Genomic DNA, 22,226 nt, shown 5'->3' with positions numbered 1-22,226 from the left:
GGAGGGGCTTTCCCGTTTCAGCGTCCCGCTGAAATCTTCGGCTTACCTCCTTTCGCCATGTACGTAGTCTATCGCTAACTTGCAGAGAAAATAGTTTCCTGCGTCATTACTGGATGCGCGCTCGCAAAGTGCACCACCATTCAGACTATTCGCGAAACTGTTTCATAATTCCTCCATTTTTCTCCCTTATTGGCTGGCTACACTAGTAACATTGCGCGAAACGTTTCAGGAAGAGAAACTCTTAACGATGAAAGACAGTTATAAATCCCGTTGGGTAATCGTAATCGTGGTGGTTATCGCCGCCATCGCTGCATTCTGGTTCTGGCAAGGCCGCAATGAATCCCAGAGCGCAGCCCCAGGTGCGACGAAACAAGCACAGCAGCCGCCAGCGGGTGGTCGCCGTGGTATGCGTTCCGGCCCTTTAGCACCAGTACAGGCGGCAACCGCCATTGAACAGGCCGTTCCACGTTATCTCACCGGGCTTGGCACTATTACCGCCGCTAATACTGTTACGGTGCGCAGCCGCGTGGACGGTCAACTGATGGCGTTGCATTTCCAGGAAGGCCAGCAGGTCAAAGCAGGCGATTTACTGGCAGAGATTGACCCCAGCCAGTTCAAAGTCGCATTAGCACAAGCCCAGGGGCAACTGGCAAAAGATAAAGCCACACTTGCCAACGCGCGCCGTGATTTGGCGCGTTATCAACAACTGGCAAAAACCAATCTCGTATCTCGTCAGGAACTGGATGCCCAACAGGCGCTGGTCAGTGAAACCGAAGGCACCATTAAGGCTGATGAAGCAAGCGTCGCCAGCGCGCAACTGCAACTCGACTGGAGCCGGATTACTGCGCCAGTCGATGGTCGCGTTGGCCTGAAGCAGGTTGATGTCGGTAACCAAATCTCCAGTGGTGATACCAGCGGGATTGTGGTGATCACCCAGACGCATCCTATCGATTTGCTCTTCACCCTGCCGGAAAGCGATATCGCCACCGTTGTGCAGGCACAAAAAGCCGGAAAACCGCTGGTTGTTGAAGCCTGGGATCGCACCAACTCGAAGAAGTTAAGTGAAGGCACGCTGTTAAGTCTCGATAACCAAATCGATGCCACTACTGGCACCATTAAAGTGAAAGCGCGCTTCAATAATCAGGATGATGCGCTGTTTCCCAATCAGTTTGTTAACGCACGCATGTTAGTGGACACCGAACAAAACGCCGTGGTGATCCCCACCGCCGCCCTGCAAATGGGCAACGAAGGCCATTTTGTCTGGGTGCTGAATAGCGAAAACAAAGTCAGCAAACATCTGGTGACGCCGGGCATTCAGGACAGTCAGAAAGTGGTGATCCGCGCGGGTATTTCCGCAGGCGATCGCGTAGTAACAGACGGCATTGATCGCCTGACTGAAGGAGCGAAAGTGGAAGTGGTGGAAGCCCAGAGCGCCACCTCGCCGGAAGAGAAAGCCACCAGCCGTGAATACGCGAAAAAAGGAGTGCGCTCCTGATGCAGGTGTTACCTCCGAGCAGCACAGGCGGCCCGTCGCGCCTGTTTATTATGCGCCCTGTCGCCACCACGCTGCTGATGGTGGCGATCTTACTCGCCGGGATTATCGGCTATCGCGCCCTGCCCGTTTCGGCGCTGCCGGAAGTGGACTACCCGACTATTCAGGTGGTCACGCTCTACCCCGGCGCCAGCCCGGATGTCATGACCTCTGCCGTTACCGCGCCGCTCGAACGCCAGTTTGGGCAGATGTCTGGCCTGAAACAGATGTCATCGCAGAGTTCCGGCGGCGCGTCAGTTATCACCTTGCAGTTCCAGCTAACATTACCGCTGGATGTCGCCGAGCAGGAAGTGCAGGCCGCGATTAACGCCGCCACTAACCTGTTGCCGAGCGACCTGCCTAACCCGCCGGTTTACAGCAAAGTGAACCCGGCAGATCCGCCAATCATGACACTCGCTGTCACCTCAACCGCCATGCCGATGACGCAGGTGGAAGATATGGTGGAAACCCGCGTCGCGCAGAAAATCTCGCAGATTTCCGGCGTCGGGCTGGTGACGCTTTCCGGCGGTCAGCGTCCGGCTGTTCGTGTCAAACTTAACGCCCAGGCGATTGCCGCTCTTGGACTAACCAGCGAAACCGTGCGCACCGCCATTACTGGCGCTAACGTTAACTCAGCCAAAGGTAGCCTCGACGGCCCTTCCCGCGCGGTCACGCTGTCGGCGAACGACCAGATGCAATCCGCAGAAGAGTATCGCCAGCTAATCATCGCCTACCAGAACGGCGCGCCGATTCGTCTGGGCGATGTCGCAACTGTAGAGCAAGGTGCAGAAAACAGCTGGCTCGGCGCGTGGGCGAACAAAGAACAGGCCATAGTGATGAATGTTCAGCGCCAGCCCGGTGCTAACATTATCTCTACCGCCGACAGCATCCGGCAGATGCTGCCACAACTCACCGAAAGTTTGCCGAAATCGGTAAAAGTAACGGTGCTTTCCGATCGCACCACCAATATCCGCGCATCCGTCGATGATACTCAGTTTGAATTGATGATGGCTATCGCGCTGGTAGTCATGATTATCTACCTGTTTTTGCGCAACATTCCGGCGACCATCATTCCCGGCGTTGCGGTGCCGCTGTCATTAATCGGCACCTTCGCAGTCATGGTGTTTCTCGATTTTTCGATCAACAACCTGACGCTGATGGCGTTAACTATCGCCACCGGATTCGTGGTCGATGACGCCATCGTGGTGATCGAGAACATTTCGCGCTATATCGAAAAAGGCGAAAAACCGCTGGCGGCGGCGCTCAAAGGCGCAGGTGAAATCGGTTTTACCATTATCTCGCTGACCTTCTCGCTGATTGCAGTGCTGATCCCGCTACTGTTTATGGGCGATATCGTCGGGCGACTGTTCCGCGAGTTTGCCATTACCCTGGCGGTAGCAATTTTGATCTCAGCCGTGGTGTCGCTGACCCTGACGCCGATGATGTGCGCGCGGATGCTCAGCCAGGAGTCGTTGCGTAAACAGAACCGCTTCTCCCGTGCCTCGGAGAAAATGTTCGACAGGATAATCGCCGCCTATGGTCGTGGACTGGCGAAAGTGCTGAATCATCCGTGGCTGACCTTAAGCGTGGCGCTCAGCACGCTGCTGCTTAGCGTGCTGCTGTGGGTGTTCATTCCGAAAGGTTTCTTCCCGGTACAGGACAACGGCATTATTCAGGGCACCTTGCAGGCACCGCAATCCAGCTCCTTTGCCAATATGGCCCAGCGGCAACGCCAGGTCGCGGATGTGATTTTACAAGATCCGGCAGTGCAAAGCCTGACCTCATTTGTTGGCGTTGATGGCACTAACCCGTCGCTGAACAGTGCGCGTTTACAGATCAACCTCAAACCGTTGGATGAACGTGATGATCGGGTGCAAAAAGTCATCGCCCGTCTGCAAACGGCGGTGGATAAAGTGCCGGGCGTCGATCTCTTCCTGCAACCAACGCAGGACCTGACCATCGATACTCAGGTCAGCCGCACCCAGTACCAGTTTACCTTGCAGGCCACGTCACTGGATGCGCTCAGTACCTGGGTGCCGCAGCTCATGGAAAAACTCCAGCAGCTTCCACAGCTTTCTGATGTCTCCAGCGACTGGCAGGACAAAGGGCTGGTGGCGTATGTCAATGTTGATCGCGACAGCGCCAGCCGTCTGGGGATCAGCATGGCGGATGTCGATAACGCCCTGTACAACGCGTTTGGTCAGCGACTGATTTCCACTATTTATACTCAGGCTAACCAGTATCGCGTGGTGCTGGAACACAACACCGAAAATACCCCAGGCCTCGCGGCGCTGGATACCATTCGCCTGACCAGCAGCGACGGCGGCGTGGTGCCGTTAAGCTCAATTGCCAAAATTGAGCAGCGTTTTGCGCCGCTCTCCATCAACCATCTGGATCAGTTCCCGGTAACGACCATCTCCTTTAACGTGCCGGATAACTATTCGCTGGGCGATGCGGTGCAGGCGATTATGGACACCGAAAAGACGCTGAATCTACCGGTGGATATCACCACGCAGTTCCAGGGCAGCACCCTCGCCTTCCAGTCGGCGCTTGGCAGCACTGTCTGGCTGATTGTCGCGGCAGTGGTGGCGATGTACATCGTGCTCGGCATTCTGTACGAAAGTTTTATTCACCCGATCACCATTCTCTCGACGCTGCCCACGGCAGGTGTGGGCGCATTGCTGGCATTACTGATTGCCGGTAGTGAACTGGATGTGATTGCGATTATCGGCATTATTTTGCTGATCGGTATCGTGAAGAAGAACGCCATCATGATGATCGACTTCGCGCTGGCTGCTGAGCGTGAGCAAGGCATGTCGCCGCGCGATGCAATCTACCAGGCTTGTCTGTTGCGTTTTCGTCCGATCCTGATGACCACTCTGGCGGCACTGCTTGGCGCGCTGCCGCTGATGTTAAGTACCGGAGTCGGCGCGGAACTGCGCCGTCCGTTAGGCATCGGCATGGTCGGTGGTCTGGTTGTCAGCCAGGTGCTGACACTGTTTACCACGCCGGTGATTTATCTGCTGTTCGACCGTCTGGCATTGTGGGCAAAAAGCCGCTTTGCCCGTCATGAAGAGGAGGCGTAAGTGAAGTTTTTTGCCCTCTTCATTTACCGCCCGGTGGCGACGATTTTACTGTCGGTTGCCATTACCCTGTGCGGCATACTGGGCTTCCGTATGCTGCCGGTCGCCCCGCTGCCGCAGGTCGATTTTCCGGTGATTATGGTCAGCGCCTCGCTGCCCGGTGCGTCGCCAGAGACAATGGCGTCTTCCGTTGCCACGCCACTGGAACGCTCGCTTGGGCGTATTGCCGGGGTCAGTGAAATGACCTCCAGCAGTTCGCTCGGCAGCACGCGCATTATTTTGCAGTTTGATTTTGACCGGGATATCAACGGCGCGGCGCGCGATGTGCAGGCGGCGATCAACGCCGCACAAAGTTTGCTGCCCAGCGGGATGCCCAGCCGCCCGACCTATCGCAAAGCAAACCCGTCGGATGCGCCAATTATGATCCTGACGCTGACGTCCGATACTTATTCCCAGGGTGAACTGTACGATTTCGCCTCGACGCAGCTGGCTCCGACGATTGCGCAAATCGACGGCGTCGGTGATGTCGATGTCGGCGGCAGCTCGCTGCCCGCCGTGCGCGTCGGGCTGAATCCGCAGGCGCTGTTTAATCAGGGCGTATCGCTGGACGATGTGCGCACCGCCATCAGCAATGCCAACGTGCGTAAACCGCAGGGGGCGCTGGAAGATGGTACTCACCGCTGGCAGATCCAGACTAACGATGAACTGAAAACCGCCGCTGAATATCAGCCGCTGATTATTCATTACAACAACGGCGGCGCGGTTCGTCTGGGCGATGTGGCGACGGTGACCGACTCTGTACAAGATGTGCGCAACGCCGGGATGACCAACGCCAAACCGGCTATTTTGCTGATGATCCGCAAACTGCCGGAAGCCAATATTATCCAGACGGTTGACAGCATCCGGGCAAAATTACCGGAGTTGCAGGAGACCATTCCGGCGGCGATTGATCTGCAAATTGCCCAGGATCGCTCCCCCACCATTCGCGCCTCGCTGGAGGAAGTCGAGCAAACGCTGATTATCTCGGTGGCGCTGGTGATTCTGGTGGTCTTTTTATTCCTGCGCTCAGGTCGCGCCACCATTATTCCCGCCGTTGCGGTGCCGGTTTCGCTGATTGGTACGTTTGCGGCGATGTACCTGTGCGGTTTCAGTCTCAATAATCTTTCGTTAATGGCGCTCACCATTGCTACTGGTTTCGTAGTGGATGACGCCATCGTGGTGCTGGAAAACATCGCCCGTCATCTGGAAGCGGGGATGAAACCGCTACAGGCCGCACTGCAAGGTACTCGCGAAGTCGGCTTTACGGTGCTGTCGATGAGTCTGTCACTGGTGGCGGTGTTCCTGCCGCTACTGTTGATGGGTGGATTGCCGGGGCGCTTATTGCGCGAATTTGCCGTGACGCTTTCAGTCGCCATTGGCATTTCGCTGTTGGTTTCTCTGACGCTAACGCCGATGATGTGCGGCTGGATGCTGAAAGCCAGCAAGCCGCGTGAACAAACACGGTTACGTGGTTTTGGCCGGATGCTGGTTGCCCTGCAACAAGGCTACGGTAAGTCGCTGAAATGGGTACTCAATCACACCCGTCTGGTGGGCGTGGTGCTGCTTGGCACCATTGCGCTCAATATCTGGCTGTATATCTCGATCCCGAAAACCTTCTTCCCGGAGCAGGACACCGGCGTGCTGATGGGCGGGATACAGGCGGATCAGAGCATTTCGTTTCAGGCAATGCACGGTAAGTTGCAGGATTTCATGAAAATTATCCGTGACGATCCGGCAGTGGATAATGTCACCGGATTTACCGGCGGTTCGCGAGTGAACAGCGGGATGATGTTTATCACCCTCAAGCCACGCGCCGAACGCAGCGAAACGGCGCAGCAAATTATCGACCGTCTGCGCGTAAAACTGGCGAAAGAACCGGGGGCGAATCTGTTCCTGATGGCAGTGCAGGATATTCGCGTTGGTGGGCGTCAGTCGAACGCCAGCTACCAGTACACGTTGTTATCCGACGACCTGGCGGCGCTGCGCGAATGGGAGCCGAAAATCCGCAAAAAACTGGCAACGTTGCCGGAACTGGCGGACGTTAACTCCGACCAGCAGGATAACGGCGCGGAGATGAACCTGGTTTACGATCGCGACACGATGGCGCGGCTGGGGATCGATGTGCAGGCCGCCAACAGCCTGCTGAATAACGCCTTTGGTCAGCGGCAAATCTCGACCATTTACCAGCCAATGAACCAGTATAAAGTGGTGATGGAAGTGGATCCGCGCTATACCCAGGACATCAGCGCGCTGGAAAAAATGTTCGTCATTAATAACGAAGGCAAAGCGATCCCGTTGTCGTATTTCGCCAAATGGCAACCGGCAAACGCGCCGCTGTCGGTGAATCATCAGGGATTATCGGCGGCCTCGACCATCTCGTTCAACCTGCCGACCGGGAAATCGCTTTCGGACGCCAGTGCGGCAATCGATCGTGCGATGACGCAGCTTGGCGTGCCTTCGACGGTGCGCGGCAGTTTTGCCGGAACGGCGCAGGTGTTCCAGGAGACGATGAACTCGCAGGTGATCCTGATTATCGCGGCGATCGCCACGGTCTATATCGTGCTGGGAATGTTGTACGAGAGCTACGTGCACCCGCTGACCATTCTCTCCACCCTACCCTCGGCGGGCGTTGGGGCGCTGCTGGCGCTGGAGCTGTTCAATGCCCCGTTCAGCCTAATCGCCCTGATAGGGATCATGTTATTAATCGGCATTGTGAAGAAAAACGCCATCATGATGGTCGATTTTGCGCTCGAAGCTCAAAGGAATGGAAATCTGACGCCGCAGGAAGCCATTTTCCAGGCCTGTCTGCTGCGTTTTCGTCCGATTATGATGACTACCCTGGCGGCGCTGTTTGGTGCGCTGCCGCTGGTGTTATCTGGCGGCGACGGCTCGGAACTGCGTCAACCATTAGGGATCACTATTGTCGGCGGTCTGGTAATGAGTCAGCTCCTGACGCTATATACCACGCCGGTGGTGTATCTTTTTTTCGACCGTCTGCGGCTGCGTTTTTCGCGAAAATCTAAAGAAACGGTAACCGAGTAAATGACAGATCTTCCTGACAGCACCCGCTGGCAATTGTGGATTGTGGCTTTCGGCTTCTTTATGCAGTCGCTGGACACCACCATCGTAAACACCGCCCTTCCCTCAATGGCGCAAAGCCTGGGGGAAAGCCCGCTGCATATGCACATGGTCATTGTCTCTTATGTGCTGACCGTGGCGGTGATGCTGCCTGCCAGCGGCTGGCTGGCGGACAAAGTCGGCGTGCGCAATATTTTCTTTACCGCTATCGTGCTGTTTACCCTCGGTTCGCTGTTTTGCGCGCTTTCCGGCACCCTTAATGAACTGTTGCTGGCACGTGCGTTACAGGGCGTAGGCGGTGCGATGATGGTGCCGGTCGGCAGGCTAACGGTGATGAAAATTGTTCCGCGCGAGCAATATATGGCGGCGATGACCTTTGTCACGCTGCCCGGTCAGGTCGGCCCGCTGCTCGGTCCGGCACTGGGAGGCCTGCTGGTGGAGTACGCGTCGTGGCACTGGATCTTTTTGATCAACATTCCGGTGGGGATTATCGGTGCGATCGCCACGCTAATGTTAATGCCAAACTACACCATGCAGACGCGGCGCTTCGATCTCTCCGGCTTTCTGTTGCTGGCGGTTGGCATGGCAGTGTTAACGCTGGCGCTGGATGGCAGTAAAGGCACAGGACTTTCGCCGCTGGCGATTGTCGGCCTGGTGGCGGTTGGCGTAGTGGCACTGGTGCTTTATCTGCTGCACGCCAGAAATAACAACCGCGCCCTTTTCAGTCTGAAACTGTTCCGCACCCGCACCTTTTCGCTGGGTCTGGCGGGAAGTTTTGCCGGACGTATTGGCAGCGGTATGTTGCCCTTTATGACGCCGGTTTTCCTGCAAATCGGCCTCGGTTTTTCGCCGTTCCATGCCGGACTGATGATGATCCCCATGGTGCTCGGCAGCATGGGAATGAAACGTATTGTGGTGCAGGTGGTTAACCGCTTTGGTTATCGTCGGGTGCTGGTGGCAACCACGCTGGGTCTGTCGCTGGTCACATTGCTGTTTATGGCCACCGCGATGCTTGGCTGGTACTACGTTTTGCCATTCGTTCTGTTTTTACAAGGAATGGTCAACTCAACGCGTTTCTCCTCCATGAACACCCTGACGCTGAAAGATCTACCAGACAATCTGGCGAGCAGCGGCAACAGCCTGCTGTCGATGATTATGCAATTGTCGATGAGTATCGGTGTGACCATCGCCGGGCTGCTGCTGGGTCTTTTTGGCTCCCAACATGTCAGCGTTGACAGCGGCACCACACAAACCGTCTTTATGTACACCTGGCTTAGCATGGCGTTTCTCATCGCCCTTCCGGCGTTCATCTTTGCCAGAGTTCCGAACGATACGCATCAAAACGTGGCTATTTCGCGGAGAAAAAGGAGCGCGCAATGAAGTTCTGGCGACCCGGCATTACCGGCAAACTGTTTCTGGCGATCTTCGCCACCTGCATTGTGTTATTGATAACAATGCACTGGGCAGTACGGATCAGTTTTGAGCGCGGCTTTATCGATTACATTAAGCATGGTAATGAACAGCGGCTGCAAATGCTCGGAGATGCACTTGGCGAGCAGTACGCCCAGCACGGTAACTGGCGCTTTCTGCGTAATAACGATCGTTTTGTATTTCAGATACTGCGCTCATTTGAACATGATAATAATGAAGACAAACCGGGTCCCGGTATGCCGCCACACGGCTGGCGTACTCAGTTCTGGGTGGTCGATCAAAACAACAAAGTGCTGGTTGGCCCACGCTCTCCCATTCCACCGGACGGTACAAGGCGCCCTATTCTGGTCAATGGTGTTGAAGTTGGCGCGGTGATCGCCTCACCCGTTGAACGGTTAACCCGCAATACCGATATCAATTTCGATAAACAACAGCGGCAAACCAGTTGGTTGATTGTCGCTTTATCTACCTTACTGGCGGCGCTGGCGACATTCCCACTGGCGCGCGGTTTGCTCGCTCCAGTGAAACGGCTGGTGGATGGCACGCACAAACTTGCGGCGGGCGATTTCACAACCCGCGTGACGCCCACCAGTGAAGATGAACTGGGCAAACTGGCACAAGACTTCAACCAGCTCGCCAGCACGCTGGAGAAAAACCAACAGATGCGCCGCGATTTTATGGCTGATATCTCTCACGAACTGCGCACGCCTTTAGCAGTACTGCGCGGAGAACTGGAAGCTATTCAGGATGGCGTGCGTAAGTTCACACCGGAGACAGTGGCTTCTTTACAGGCGGAGGTCGGTACACTGACCAAACTGGTGGATGACCTGCATCAACTGTCGATGTCAGATGAAGGTGCTCTCGCCTATCAAAAAGCGCCTGTGGATCTGATCCCGCTGCTGGAAGTGGCAGGCGGCGCTTTTCGTGAACGTTTCGCCAGCCGTGGCCTGAAGCTGCAATTTTCCCTACCGGATAGCATTACCGTATTTGGCGATCGCGACCGTTTAATGCAGTTATTCAATAACTTACTGGAAAACAGTCTACGTTACACCGACAGCGGCGGCAGCCTGCAAATCTCCGCCGAGCAGCGCGACAAAACGGTGCGCCTGACCTTTGCCGACAGTGCGCCGGGCGTCAGCGACGAACAACTGCAAAAATTGTTTGAGCGTTTTTACCGCACCGAAGGTTCCCGCAACCGTGCCAGCGGCGGTTCCGGCCTGGGACTGGCGATTTGCCTTAACATTGTTGAAGCGCACAGTGGTCGCATTGTTGCCACTCATTCGCCTTTTGGCGGGGTAAGCATTACAGTAGAGTTACCGCTGGAACGGGATTTACAGAGAGAAGTATGACCGAGTTACCAATCGACGAAAACACACCGCGTATTTTGATCGTGGAAGATGAACCGAAGCTGGGGCAGTTGCTCATTGATTATCTGCGTGCTGCGAGCTATGCGCCGACCCTTATCAGTCACGGTGATCAGGTACTGCCGTATGTGCGGCAGACCCCACCGGATCTGATCCTGTTGGATCTGATGCTACCAGGCACTGATGGTCTGACACTTTGCCGGGAAATTCGTCGTTTTTCCGATGTCCCCATCGTGATGGTTACGGCAAAAATCGAAGAAATCGACCGTTTGCTGGGGCTGGAGATTGGCGCCGATGACTATATCTGCAAACCGTACAGCCCACGGGAAGTGGTGGCGCGTGTTAAGACCATTTTGCGCCGCTGCAAACCGCAGCGCGAGTTGCAGCAACAGGATGCCGAAAGCCCGTTGATTATCGACGAAGGTCGTTTTCAGGCTTCATGGCGTGGCAAAATGCTTGATCTGACGCCTGCAGAATTTCGTCTTTTGAAAACCCTCTCCCATGAACCGGGAAAAGTATTCTCCCGCGAGCAATTACTCAATCATCTTTATGACGATTACCGCGTGGTAACCGACCGCACCATCGACAGCCACATTAAAAACCTGCGCCGTAAACTGGAGTCGCTGGACGAAGAGCAGTCATTTATCCGTGCCGTTTACGGTGTCGGTTACCGCTGGGAAGCTGACGCCTGTCGTATCGTTTAATGTATCGTTGCCCTGGCGAGGGCAAAATTTCCTGTTTATTAACCCGTCATGCCCCTCTCTGAAAGGAGAGGGATAACACCGTATCCGCATTCAGATTCCTGCATATTTATCAGTAATCTCCCCCACCCTTTAGAGGGTATTCCCCTGATTGGCAGTCAACTGAATATCACCCATACTTAAATCGTTACATACTGTTTTCGATACGCAATTTCAATCAAGGAGTCATTATGGCTGGTTGGTTTGAACTCAATAAGAGCAGTGAAAATCAGTTCCGGTTTGTGCTAAAAGCGGGCAATGGCGAGATCATTCTCACCAGCGAACTGTATACCTCAAAAGCCGCTGCGGAAAAGGGCATTGCCTCGGTGCAAAGCAACAGCCCGCAGGACGAACGCTATGAGAAAAAAACAGCGAGCAACGGCAAATTTTATTTCAATCTGAAAGCTGGCAATCATCAGATAATCGGTTCCAGCCAGATGTATGCCACCGCTCAATCACGCGAAGTCGGAATTGCTTCTGTAAAAACCAATGGCGCAAGTCAGAAGGTGAAAGACAATACTTAATAGTTAAGCCGGGCGCGGATAACGCGTCCGGCTTTATTTCTAATAAACACTTATTTATTGATGATTAAGATTAATCTGCGCCATTAAAATAGTAGGCACAGGCAAGCACTCATTCTCCTCTCTTTGTTTAACACTCCCCATCCTTATCCTCCTGAACATGTTCATATAGCAAAATATCTTCTAATACTTTTCGTGGCGCTATCCGGTTTATGACATACACTGACGTAAGATTTTTACTTACAAGAGAGCATAAACATGGCCAGAACGATGACGGTTGATCTCGGCGATGAGTTGCGTGAATTTATCGAGTCCTTAATTGAATCCGGCGACTATCGCACCCAAAGCGAAGTGATCCGTGAGTCACTGCGCTTGCTTCGAGAAAAACAAGCAGAGTCTCGCCTGCAAGCGTTACGTGACATGCTTGCAGAAGGGTTGAATAGTGGTGAAGCTCAGCCGTGGGAAAAGGATGCGTTTTTACGGAAGGTGAAAGCAGGGATAAGGAAATAATGTGCGTATTATTAAGCTCATGCCAAAAGCCAACGAGGATTGAGAAGGCATCTGGTATTACAGTTATCACCATTTCGGCGAACCACAAGCCGACAAATATGTTGAACATCTTTCAGACGTTCTCCAGATTCTGAGTAACAATAATATTGGTACTCCCAGACCTGAATTAGGCGAAGGCATTTTTGTTCTTCCTTTTGAACACCACGTTATTTATTTCCTGTAATCACTAGGGGAAATTATCGTCACTCGTATCCTTAACCAAAACCAGGACGCTACCAGACATTTACACTGGAGCTAAACCCGCCGATTGCGCTACAATGCCCGCCCTTAAAGTGGGGACACTCCCCTAACCGCTTCATCAGGTGAAGCGGTTCTGACCTGTCATCAGAACGAGAGAATTATGTTTAAACCGGAACTCCTTTCCCCGGCGGGAACGCTGAAAAATATGCGTTACGCTTTCGCTTATGGCGCAGATGCTGTTTATGCGGGACAACCGCGTTATTCCCTGCGTGTGCGCAACAACGAATTCAACCACGAAAATCTTCAGCTCGGCATCAATGAAGCCCATGCGCTGGGGAAAAAGTTTTATGTCGTGGTCAACATTGCGCCGCATAACGCTAAGCTGAAAACCTTTATCCGTGACCTGAAACCGGTAGTGGAAATGGGGCCGGATGCGCTGATTATGTCCGATCCGGGGCTGATTATGCTGGTGCGTGAGCACTTCCCTGAAATGCCGATCCACCTTTCGGTGCAGGCCAACGCCGTAAACTGGGCGACGGTAAAATTCTGGCAGCAAATGGGCCTGACTCGCGTGATCCTCTCCCGCGAACTGTCGCTGGAAGAGATCGAAGAGATCCGCAATCAGGTGCCGGATATGGAACTCGAAATTTTCGTTCACGGCGCGCTGTGCATGGCCTACTCTGGTCGCTGCCTGCTCTCTGGCTACATCAACAAGCGCGATCCGAATCAGGGCACCTGCACTAACGCCTGTCGCTGGGAGTACAACGTCCAGGAAGGCAAAGAAGATGACGTCGGCAACATCGTACACAAATACGAGCCGATTCCGGTGCAAAACGTCGAACCGACGCTGGGTATCGGCGCGCCAACTGACAAAGTGTTTATGATTGAAGAAGCCCAGCGCCCGGGCGAGTATATGACCGCGTTTGAAGATGAACACGGCACTTACATCATGAACTCGAAAGATCTGCGCGCTATCGCCCACGTTGAACGTCTGACTAAAATGGGCGTGCATTCGCTGAAAATCGAAGGCCGTACCAAATCTTTCTATTATTGCGCACGCACCGCGCAGGTTTATCGTAAAGCGATTGATGACGCAGCCGCAGGAAAACCGTTCGATACCAGCCTGCTGGAAACTCTGGAAGGTCTGGCGCATCGTGGTTACACCGAAGGTTTCCTGCGTCGTCATACTCACGACGATTATCAGAACTACGAATACGGTTATTCCGTTTCTGACCGCCAGCAGTTTGTTGGGGAGTTTACCGGTGAGCGCAAAGGCGATCTCGCGGCGGTAGCGGTGAAAAATAAGTTCTCCGTTGGCGACAGCCTTGAACTGATGACGCCACAGGGCAACATCAACTTTACCCTTGAGCATATGGAAAATGCCAAAGGTGAAGCGATGCCGGTTGCACCTGGCGATGGTTATACCGTGTGGCTCCCGGTTCCGCAGGATCTTGAGCTCAATTACGCACTGCTGATGCGTAATTTCTCTGGTGAAACCACGCGTAACCCGCACGGTAAGTGATTAATTTCGATTATTTTTCCCGGATGGAAAATTCTTAGAAACCGATCACATACAGCTGCATTTATTAAGGTTATCATCCGTTTCGCTGAAAAACATAACCCATAAAATGCTAGCTGTACCAGGAACCACCTCCTTAGCCTGTGTAATCTCCCTTACACGGGCTTATTTTTTTGTACCACGACTTTCATCCTGTTCTGACACCGCCTTTTCTTTTCTGCTCTACACTATCTACAGACCAATCATAAAGGCATACGACCATGGCAGATTTTCCCGCCAGCTTACTGATTCTTAACGGCAAAAGTGCTGACAATGAAACATTACGCGAAGCAATTATGCTGCTGCGTGAGGAAGGAATGACTATTCATGTGCGGGTTACCTGGGAGAAAGGTGATGCTGCGCGTTTTGTTGAGGAAGCCCGCCAGCTTGGCGTGGCAACGGTGATTGCCGGCGGTGGCGATGGCACTATTAATGAAGTCTCCACGGCGTTGATTCAGTGTGAGGGCAATGAAATTCCTGCGTTGGGGATATTGCCGCTAGGTACAGCGAACGATTTTGCCACCAGTGTGGGTATTCCTGAGGCGCTGGATAAGGCACTTAAACTGGCAATTGCTGGTAACGCTATTGCGATTGATATGGCACAGGTCAACAAACAAACCTGTTTTATCAACATGGCGACGGGCGGATTTGGTACGCGCATCACCACGGAAACACCCGAGAAATTAAAAGCCGCGCTAGGTGGCGTCTCTTACATCATTCACGGCTTAATGCGCATGGATACGCTGCAACCGGATCGCTGTGAAATCCGTGGTGAAAATTTTCACTGGCAAGGCGATGCGCTGGTTATTGGTATTGGCAACGGGCGTCAAGCCGGTGGCGGTCAACAACTGTGCCCAAATGCGCTGATCAATGATGGTTTGCTACAACTGCGTATTTTCACCGGCGATGAAATTCTTCCAGCTCTCTTCTCAACCTTAAAACCTGACGAAGAAAACCCGAATATTATTGATGGCGCTTCGGCATGGTTCGAGATACAAGCGCCGCATGAAATCACCTTTAATCTTGATGGCGAACCGTTAAGCGGACAACGTTTTCATATCGAAATACTTCCGGCAGCATTGCGTTGCCGGCTACCACCAGATTGCCCGCTGTTAAGGTAAGTACAAAGCAAGCGCAGAAGCAGGATCCGCAGACCGGCATCATCCCAGGATTCTTCTGCGCTCGCAATTTTTTCATGCGGCCACCGTTTCCAGTAACTGCTCAAGTGATGCATACCTGGCTACCGCAGAGTTAAAGCACGGCTGTTGAAAATCCTCGGCTACAACAACCGTTTTAATTCCCGCTGCCTGTGCAGCTTTAAAACCACTCAGGCTATCTTCTATAACCAGACAATCTGCGGCGGGCAGGCGTAATTTTCGTAGTGCGGAGAGGTAAACTGCCGGATGTGGTTTGCCGTGGCTTTCGTCGTCGGCACTGCAAATCACCGAAAAACAGTGTTCGATTTTGAGTTTTGTCAGCACCGCATCAATCACCTGATAAGATGAAGAGGTCGCCAGTGCCAGTTGGTATCCTGACTGGCATAAAAAGGTGAGCACATCCTTTACCCCCGGCATAGCTTCCCCTTTTTCAGCAATTAATGCAGTAATCAGGCGACGGATCTCCGCCTCCAGTTGCGTGGGCGTAACAGACAGATGACAGTATTCGCACCAGGTTCGGGCTATCTCATCAAGCCTTTTCCCTTTCGTCAGCCTGATACACTCTTCATCGCTAACGCTGGCACCCCATCGTGCCAGCGCCCCTTGTTGCGCCTGACGCCATAATCCTTCCGAATCAATAATGACGCCGTCCATATCAAAAATGACTGCTTTGCAATTAAACATCGTTCCTCACAATAAAGCCTGGCCTTACACCAGGCTGCCTCCATCAGGAAATAACGGCGGGTTCACCTTCACAGACTTGCTGGTTTGAGAATCCCGGTTGTTCGACGCGAATAAACGGACAAATGATAAACGCGATGATGTACAGGGTTGTATAAGCGATAACCACACCAATTGTACTGAAATAAGGTAACAGCACCACCGCTATCGCAGGGGCCAAAAAGTTAGACAGACCGGCAGAAAGGTTATAAACCGAAATCGCCGCGCCTTTGTGTTTTGGCTCCAGCGCCGGGAAAACCGCCGCCATCGGCACGAACGCTGCAACAAAGATCCCCAGCGCAACGGCGGGCACCATTGCCATCCAGTAGTTATGCCCGAAGTATTGCGGCATGTAGTAGAAAGCCAGACTGGAAAGCGCCATTCCCACACAGCCGAACCAGCGAACAACTTTCATCCAGCCAATTTTCTCTGCCAGTACGCCCCAGAAAATGTTGGTGAAAATCGTCGTGAAGAAGAAGACCGCCCACACCTGTAGCCACTCGGACGTGGTAAAGCCCAGCTCATCGACAAACATCATCGGCATAATCACCGCAAAGCCAAACAGTGACAATGTATTGATAATTCGCACAATACTGGAGAGCAAAATATTGCGGTTGGTATAGAGCAAGGTGACAGCACGGCCAAGCTCGCTGAACTTCTCTTTAGTCGTCAGAGCTTGCATATGATGCGGAGTCTGGATTTTACGCATTGAAACCAGCGCAAGAATACCGCCAGTTACGCAAAACGCCAGCGCCAACCATAGAGTACCCATTTCGCCGATAACCGGGATGGTAAAGCTGGGAATGTAACTACCGAAAACACCAATACCAATGGAATAAACGGCCCAGAACCAGCCCAGCGCGGCACTGGTACTGTCGCTGCGCACGTTATGCACAACGGCAACGATAAAGGCGTAAAGGAAGAGAGGATATGCCAGACCACGAATGCCGTAGAACAGCAGAATTAATGCATAGTTCGCCTGCCCCAGACCGAAGACCAGAAACAGCACATGGAAAATACACCACAGCACAAAACCGATGAACATGGTTTTTTGCGGCGTGATAATTTCCGCCACCACGCCGGATACCCATGCAGAGAGCGCCGCCGCCAGGCCATACAGCGTAAAAGCAAATGAGGCTTGTGCAGGCGTAAAGCCCAGCGCCTTAATATAGTGCGAGAGGAATGCCAGTTCAAAACCATCGCCGGTCATAAAGATAGCAATGGCAATATATCCCCAGACCAGATTTAAAGGTAATCCCAGCCATTGTTTATTCGTTAACGACATAGTGACCTCGTTTGTAGGGTACAAAACGCCGCTCCGGCGTCACCACCGGAGAGCATTAATGACAGTTGTTATTGGTTGCGATAGTTAAGATCGTTGCTATATAGCGAGTTAAATTGTTGATAACGTTGCATCAAAGCCTGATGACGTTCAGCATCGCCGTGCCAGGTTTGGTAGACTTCCGGTTTTTCGCAGACCGCCGCCAGCGGTTTACCGGCGGCGAGACAAGCCAGACGCGCCGCGCCAAGCGCGCCACCGGTTTCCCCACCTTTATGCGTTACCACCGGCATGTTGAGAATATCCGCCAGCAGTTGCGCCCAGAACGGACTTCTCGCCCCGCCTCCCACCAGCGAACATTGTTCAATAGCCGTTCCACTCTCTTGCAAAACACGCAGCCCGTCAGCGATACCAAAACTCACGCCTTCCAGTACGGCATAGCCCATCAGTGCCCGCTGGCTGGAATGGGTCAGCCCCCAGAACATCCCTCTGGCATCAGGATCGTTATGTGGTGTCCGTTCTCCGGAAAGATATGGCAGAAACATCGGGGCACTGGCTTTTTCTGCTGGTGAAAGCTGGGCTATCTCTTCGAGTAATTCTGTTTCGGTAACGCCCACCAGACGGCAAAACCATTGCAAACAACTGGCGGCGCTAAGCATAACGCTCATCTGATGCCATAAATTCGGCAGCACATGGCAAAATGCGTGAACGGCTGATTGCGGTGCCGGACGATAAGCATCAGTCACCACAAACAGAACGCCCGATGTCCCCAGAGAAATAAACGCATCGCCGGGAGATACTGCGCCCACACCGATGGCGCTGACCGCGTTATCCCCTCCGCCGCCTGCCACCACCACCGAAGGCGTCAGCCCCCAGCGTTCGGCTACGCGCGGATCGAGCGTGGCAGAGACATCACAACCTTCCACCAGTTCCGGCATATTTGCCCGCGTCAGGCCGCACTTTTGCAACAGCGTGTCTGACCAGTCACGTTTTGCCACGTCGAGCCACAACGTGCCCGCCGAATCCGACATATCGGAGATTTTTTTGCCGGTCATTTTGAAACGCAAGTAGTCTTTCGGCAGTAACACCGTCGCAATACGCGCAAAGTGCTGCGGTTCATGGCGCCGTACCCACAACAGTTTCGGCGCAGTAAATCCGGGCATCGCCAGATTGCCAGCCACCTGATGCAGCTCCGGTGCTATCTCTTCCAGCTCCGCACACTCAAGTGCACTGCGGGTATCGTTCCATAAAATCGCCGGACGAATCGCCTCCCCGGTAGCATCCAGCAGCACTGCGCCGTGCATCTGGCCAGAAAGGCCAATCGCTTTAATCGCCTGCCAGTGATGACCGCATTTTTCCCGTAGCGTTGACATCAGATATTCCGTCGCCTCCCACCAGGCCTGCGGCGATTGTTCTGACCAGTGTGGATGGGGCCGCTGAATAGTCAGTGGCGCGCTATGTGTGGCGACTATTTCATTATTTTCATCAATGACCAGCGCCTTAACTTCCGATGTTCCCAGATCGATGCCCAGATACATAACCGCCTCCAGGTTAATTAATCAGCGTGTAGACGTCAGCAATTTTTTCGCGCAGCAGCGCGGCAAAATCGGCACGGTCGGTTAAATCGCCGAACAGCGCCTTGTCACTGGCATAAACGGCTATCGGGTCGGCGGATTCGAACATCGCATGTACCGCAGGCGCATCAAGAATCCCGTCCTGGTATTCATACGGAAGTTTGCCGAGATGCCACTGCTGCATAAACACATAGAACAGTGCCGGTAACATGGCGGTAGCGTTCGGACGGACACCGCGCTGGTAACATTCGCGCAGAGTAGGCGCAATCATCGCCGGAATTTTTGAGAAGCCATCGGCGGCAACGCGCTGGTTGGTGTCCTGAATATGTGGATTGGTAAAACGTCTGAGCACCACATCACGATAAGTCGCAAGATCAATGCCGTTGTCACCCAGGCAAGGTATGACATCCTCCGTTACGTAGCGATCGGCAATCTGATAAATAAAATCAGTCAGCGTACTTTCGTGGATATATTTCTGACCAACCAGAGTACCTGCCCAGGCGATACAGCTATGAGAAGAGTTAAGAATACGAATTTTCGCTTCTTCATAAGGAATAACCGACTCCACCAGCTCCACGCCGACATTCTCCAGCGCCGGACGTACATCGCGGAAATTATCTTCCACTACCCACTGGATAAAGGTTTCGCCCATGACCGGGGCTTTATCACTCATCCCGGTTTGCGCTTTGATACGTGCCGGAAGTTCTGCCGACGGGCGTGGCGTAATACGATCCACCATGGTATTCGGGCAGGTCGCATTGGCGCTTAACCAGTCGATAACGGTCTGTTTACCCGTAAGTTGTAAGAACTCCACCAGGCCATCATGGAAACGCTCGCCGTTATGCCGCACGTTATCGCAGTTCAGCAGGGTCAGCGATCCGGCGTTATTTGCCATACGAGCTTCAAGAATGCGGGTAACAACACCATAAATGGTTTTGCATTCCCCCTTGAGGTCGGCAGCTAAATCAGAGTTTGTAACTTCCAGCTTATGGCTGGTATTGAGGTAGTAGCCCCCCTCAGTCACCGTAAAGGCAATCACTTTGGTTTTCGGGTCAGCGCCTTCGGTAATCAGCGGTTGTAAGTCGGCCTGCCAGGGCAACAATTTCTGAATTGAGGTGATCTCTTCATATTCGTTCTCCCCTTCCGGGCTAACCGTTTCCAGAACATAGCGGCCTTTTTGCGCCATCAACGCCTGCACAACGTGTTCGGCATCGTTACGAATATTGCCCGCCGCGATACTCCAGCGAGTATCCCCCGCCACCAACAGGCGATGCAGATACCACGCCTGGTGTGCGCGGTGGAAAGAACCTAAACCGATATGCAGCCATGTGTATTTTTCGTTCATTGTCTGTTCTCCATTGACGTTATGGCTGCACTGTAAATGAACATTTAGCTTAAATAAGAGCGTTAGATCACAAAAGAGCAAATGATCTTTAAAATTACAAATGACCAGATGCAGGTAAAAACTTGCCTCACGGCAGAGCTGTCGCCAGAATGACGCTATCTGTTGTGGGATTTTCTCTATCCCACACGCAATCTTGAGGCAGGGAAACGTGAACAAAGAAGATGACATCAGGCTCGATCAAAAAGTACGAGCAGCATGGATGTATTACATCGCCGGACTTAACCAAAGCGAAATCGCCAGTCAGTTAGGAACTTCTCGTCCGGTAGTCCAGCGGCTCATTGCCGCCGCTAAAGACGAAGGGATTGTGTCGATTGGATTGCATCATCCTGTGGCGAATTGTCTCGATTACGCGCAACTTTTAAAGGAAAAGTACCATTTAACCGACTGTAATATTGTGCCGGTATACAGTGTTGATAGTACCCTCGATAGCGTGGCATTTGGCTGTTATCAACTGATGGCGCGTTATTTACAAGGTGATAAACCGACTATTGTCGGTATCGGTTCTGGCTTAACCCTAAAGAAAACCATCAGACGGATTGATTTTGATAGCCAAAACACCCGTTGTGTTGCCCTGATCAGCGCCATGAACGAACACGGACAATGTAACTATTACGACGATGTACCACTACTGCTGGCGAGAAAGATTCAGGGCAAATATTATCAATGGCCTGCCCCGCGCTATGCCCAATCGCGGGAAGAGCATCAAATGTGGTCAACCAACCGACTGTTTCGCAATGTCTCTGCGGTCGCCTGTAATTCCGATGTCATTTTTGTCGGTATTGGCGCATTAGGTCGGCAAAGCCCGATCTTCAAAGATGGCTTTATCAATGAACAGCAACTGGAAGAGTTAACGATGCTCGGCGGCGTTGGGGAAATTCTCGGGCGCTTTATCGACGCCGACGGCAACGTGGTGGAAAACCATATTAACCGGATGATCACCAGCTACGATATCCGCGAAAGTCAGTGCCCGCGCATCGCCGCCGCCTGCGGTGAAGATAAACGCCCGGCAATTCTCGCGGCGTTAAAAGGCGGATGGATCAACGGCCTGGTGACCGATGAACACACCGCACGTTGGTTATTGACTCGCTAGCCCCCGCCTGGAACTATTTCATCTTCTGCTTGCGAAATAAATCCCGATAGCACAGGTTATCGGGATTTTTATAAACTGAATGATCACCTTATTCGCTTTGCTCTACACCGTAATTAATTTCACCCGTGTATTCTGCAATGCCAGTTTATCCACCTCTGACACGGCATCATCAGTAATAATAATGTCAATTTTTTCGATTGGCAGTACCTGATTAAATCCACGGCGGTTGAATTTCGTTGAGTCCAGTACAGCAACCACTTTATTTGCTGCGGTGACCATAGCACCGCCAATCGAATAACCTTCATTAAAGGTGGTAATGCCATTTACCGCATCGATACCGTCAGCGCCGACAAACATTAAATCGGCATTAATATCCTGCAATGAACGCTCGGCAATGGAACCATGCATCGAGCGCGTTTTATGGCGTACCGTGCCACCACAAACCACCAGCGTAATATCTTTATTTTCAGAAAGGGCAAATGCCGCCGGGAGACTGTTGGTAATCACCGTGATATTTTTGGCAGTCATTAATCCTTCGGCGATAAGCATTGTCGTACTTCCGCTGTCGAGAATAACGGTCATCCCTTCGTGGATCATTTTTACTGCTGCCTGTGCAATTCTGTTTTTCGGCGCACTGGCGAGCTGAAAGCGATCTTTAAATCCTACTTCCTGTGTCTCGGTTTCGCTATTGCCGGACATTATTTTCGCCGCACCACCATGAAAGCGCGTGACCACGCCTTTTTGTTCGAGAAAGCGCAAATCGGCACGGATTGTCGCTTCCGAGGCAGCAAATATTCCCGCCAGATCCTGAACAAGCACGGTTCCCTGTTCATTCACTAATTGGATGATCTTATTCCTTCGCTCGAATGAATTCATCGTCATTTACCCATATTCAATTGCGCATAG

General features: G+C 52.8%; 15 protein-coding genes and 2 pseudogenes. 12 read left to right on the top strand and 5 right to left on the bottom strand.

Annotated features, from left to right (window positions below; translation table 11 throughout):
* The first annotated feature begins 247 nt into the window (after positions 1-247).
* The 11 genes and pseudogenes from mdtA to yegS all read left to right on the top strand — a co-directional run bounded on the left by mdtA (position 248) and on the right by yegS (position 15,216).
* Positions 248-1,495 carry a multidrug efflux RND transporter subunit MdtA gene (gene mdtA, locus A7Z29_RS06765; protein ID WP_000655413.1) on the top strand — a complete coding sequence of 416 codons (1,248 nt, stop codon included), beginning with the start codon at positions 248-250 and terminating at the stop codon, positions 1,493-1,495.
* Positions 1,495-4,617 carry a multidrug efflux RND transporter permease subunit MdtB gene (gene mdtB / locus A7Z29_RS06760; protein ID WP_105289982.1) on the top strand — a complete coding sequence of 1,041 codons (3,123 nt, stop codon included), beginning with the start codon at positions 1,495-1,497 and terminating at the stop codon, positions 4,615-4,617. The genes mdtA and mdtB overlap by 1 nt, the downstream gene beginning before the upstream one ends.
* Positions 4,618-7,695 carry a multidrug efflux RND transporter permease subunit MdtC gene (mdtC, locus tag A7Z29_RS06755; RefSeq protein WP_105289981.1) on the top strand — a complete coding sequence of 1,026 codons (3,078 nt, stop codon included), beginning with the start codon at positions 4,618-4,620 and terminating at the stop codon, positions 7,693-7,695.
* Positions 7,696-9,111, top strand: coding sequence for an MFS transporter (gene mdtD / locus A7Z29_RS06750; protein WP_105280174.1), 1,416 nt, complete (start codon positions 7,696-7,698; stop codon positions 9,109-9,111).
* Complete coding sequence (baeS, locus tag A7Z29_RS06745; protein WP_000675167.1) at positions 9,108-10,511, top strand: envelope stress sensor histidine kinase BaeS; 1,404 nt, start codon at positions 9,108-9,110, stop codon at positions 10,509-10,511. Before mdtD ends, baeS begins: the two co-directional genes overlap by 4 nt.
* Positions 10,508-11,230, top strand: coding sequence for an envelope stress response regulator BaeR (baeR, locus tag A7Z29_RS06740; protein ID WP_000137883.1), 723 nt, complete (start codon positions 10,508-10,510; stop codon positions 11,228-11,230). Before baeS ends, baeR begins: the two co-directional genes overlap by 4 nt.
* A gap of 227 nt (positions 11,231-11,457) precedes the next feature.
* Complete coding sequence (locus A7Z29_RS06735; RefSeq protein WP_000929406.1) at positions 11,458-11,790, top strand: YegP family protein; 333 nt, start codon at positions 11,458-11,460, stop codon at positions 11,788-11,790.
* Positions 11,791-11,999: 209 nt separating this feature from the next.
* A pseudogene (locus A7Z29_RS06730) lies at positions 12,000-12,297 on the top strand (type II toxin-antitoxin system ParD family antitoxin).
* Between the two features lie 49 nt (positions 12,298-12,346).
* Positions 12,347-12,595: pseudogene (locus A7Z29_RS06725) on the top strand (type II toxin-antitoxin system RelE/ParE family toxin).
* Positions 12,596-12,697: 102 nt separating this feature from the next.
* Complete coding sequence (trhP, locus tag A7Z29_RS06720; RefSeq protein ID WP_000476029.1) at positions 12,698-14,059, top strand: prephenate-dependent tRNA uridine(34) hydroxylase TrhP; 1,362 nt, start codon at positions 12,698-12,700, stop codon at positions 14,057-14,059.
* A gap of 257 nt (positions 14,060-14,316) precedes the next feature.
* Positions 14,317-15,216, top strand: coding sequence for a lipid kinase YegS (yegS, locus tag A7Z29_RS06715; protein WP_105289980.1), 900 nt, complete (start codon positions 14,317-14,319; stop codon positions 15,214-15,216).
* A gap of 72 nt (positions 15,217-15,288) precedes the next feature.
* Here the strand turns inward: yegS and A7Z29_RS06710 are convergent, their stop codons facing one another.
* The 4 genes from A7Z29_RS06710 to dalD form a co-directional block, all read right to left on the bottom strand.
* Positions 15,289-15,936, bottom strand: coding sequence for an HAD family hydrolase (locus A7Z29_RS06710; RefSeq protein ID WP_000481299.1), 648 nt, complete (start codon positions 15,934-15,936; stop codon positions 15,289-15,291).
* Positions 15,937-15,979: 43 nt separating this feature from the next.
* The gene (locus A7Z29_RS06705) at positions 15,980-17,257 is read right to left on the bottom strand and encodes an RbtT/DalT/CsbX family MFS transporter (protein WP_000060036.1); all 1,278 of its coding nucleotides are present in this window, start codon (positions 17,255-17,257) and stop codon (positions 15,980-15,982) included.
* A gap of 68 nt (positions 17,258-17,325) precedes the next feature.
* The gene (gene xylB / locus A7Z29_RS06700; RefSeq protein WP_000280577.1) at positions 17,326-18,789 is read right to left on the bottom strand and encodes a xylulokinase; all 1,464 of its coding nucleotides are present in this window, start codon (positions 18,787-18,789) and stop codon (positions 17,326-17,328) included.
* 13 nt (positions 18,790-18,802) lie between these two features.
* Positions 18,803-20,170, bottom strand: coding sequence for a D-arabinitol 4-dehydrogenase (gene dalD, locus A7Z29_RS06695; RefSeq protein WP_001003647.1), 1,368 nt, complete (start codon positions 20,168-20,170; stop codon positions 18,803-18,805).
* A 208-nt stretch (positions 20,171-20,378) separates the two neighbouring features.
* Between dalD and A7Z29_RS06690 the strand changes: the two genes are divergently transcribed.
* On the top strand, positions 20,379-21,320 hold the full coding sequence (locus A7Z29_RS06690) for a sugar-binding transcriptional regulator (RefSeq protein WP_105289979.1): 942 nt from the start codon (positions 20,379-20,381) through the stop codon (positions 21,318-21,320).
* A 102-nt stretch (positions 21,321-21,422) separates the two neighbouring features.
* On the opposite strand, the gene A7Z29_RS06685 is transcribed toward A7Z29_RS06690, so the two are convergent.
* On the bottom strand, positions 21,423-22,196 hold the full coding sequence (locus A7Z29_RS06685; protein WP_198599417.1) for a DeoR/GlpR family DNA-binding transcription regulator: 774 nt from the start codon (positions 22,194-22,196) through the stop codon (positions 21,423-21,425).
* Positions 22,197-22,226: the final 30 nt, after the last annotated feature.

Source organism: Escherichia sp. MOD1-EC6842, from assembly GCF_002965705.1.
GTDB classification, from domain to species: Bacteria; Pseudomonadota; Gammaproteobacteria; order Enterobacterales; family Enterobacteriaceae; genus Escherichia; species Escherichia ruysiae.
Note: the sequence above shows the minus strand (reverse complement) of the source record. Positions and strands in the feature narration are given on the sequence as shown.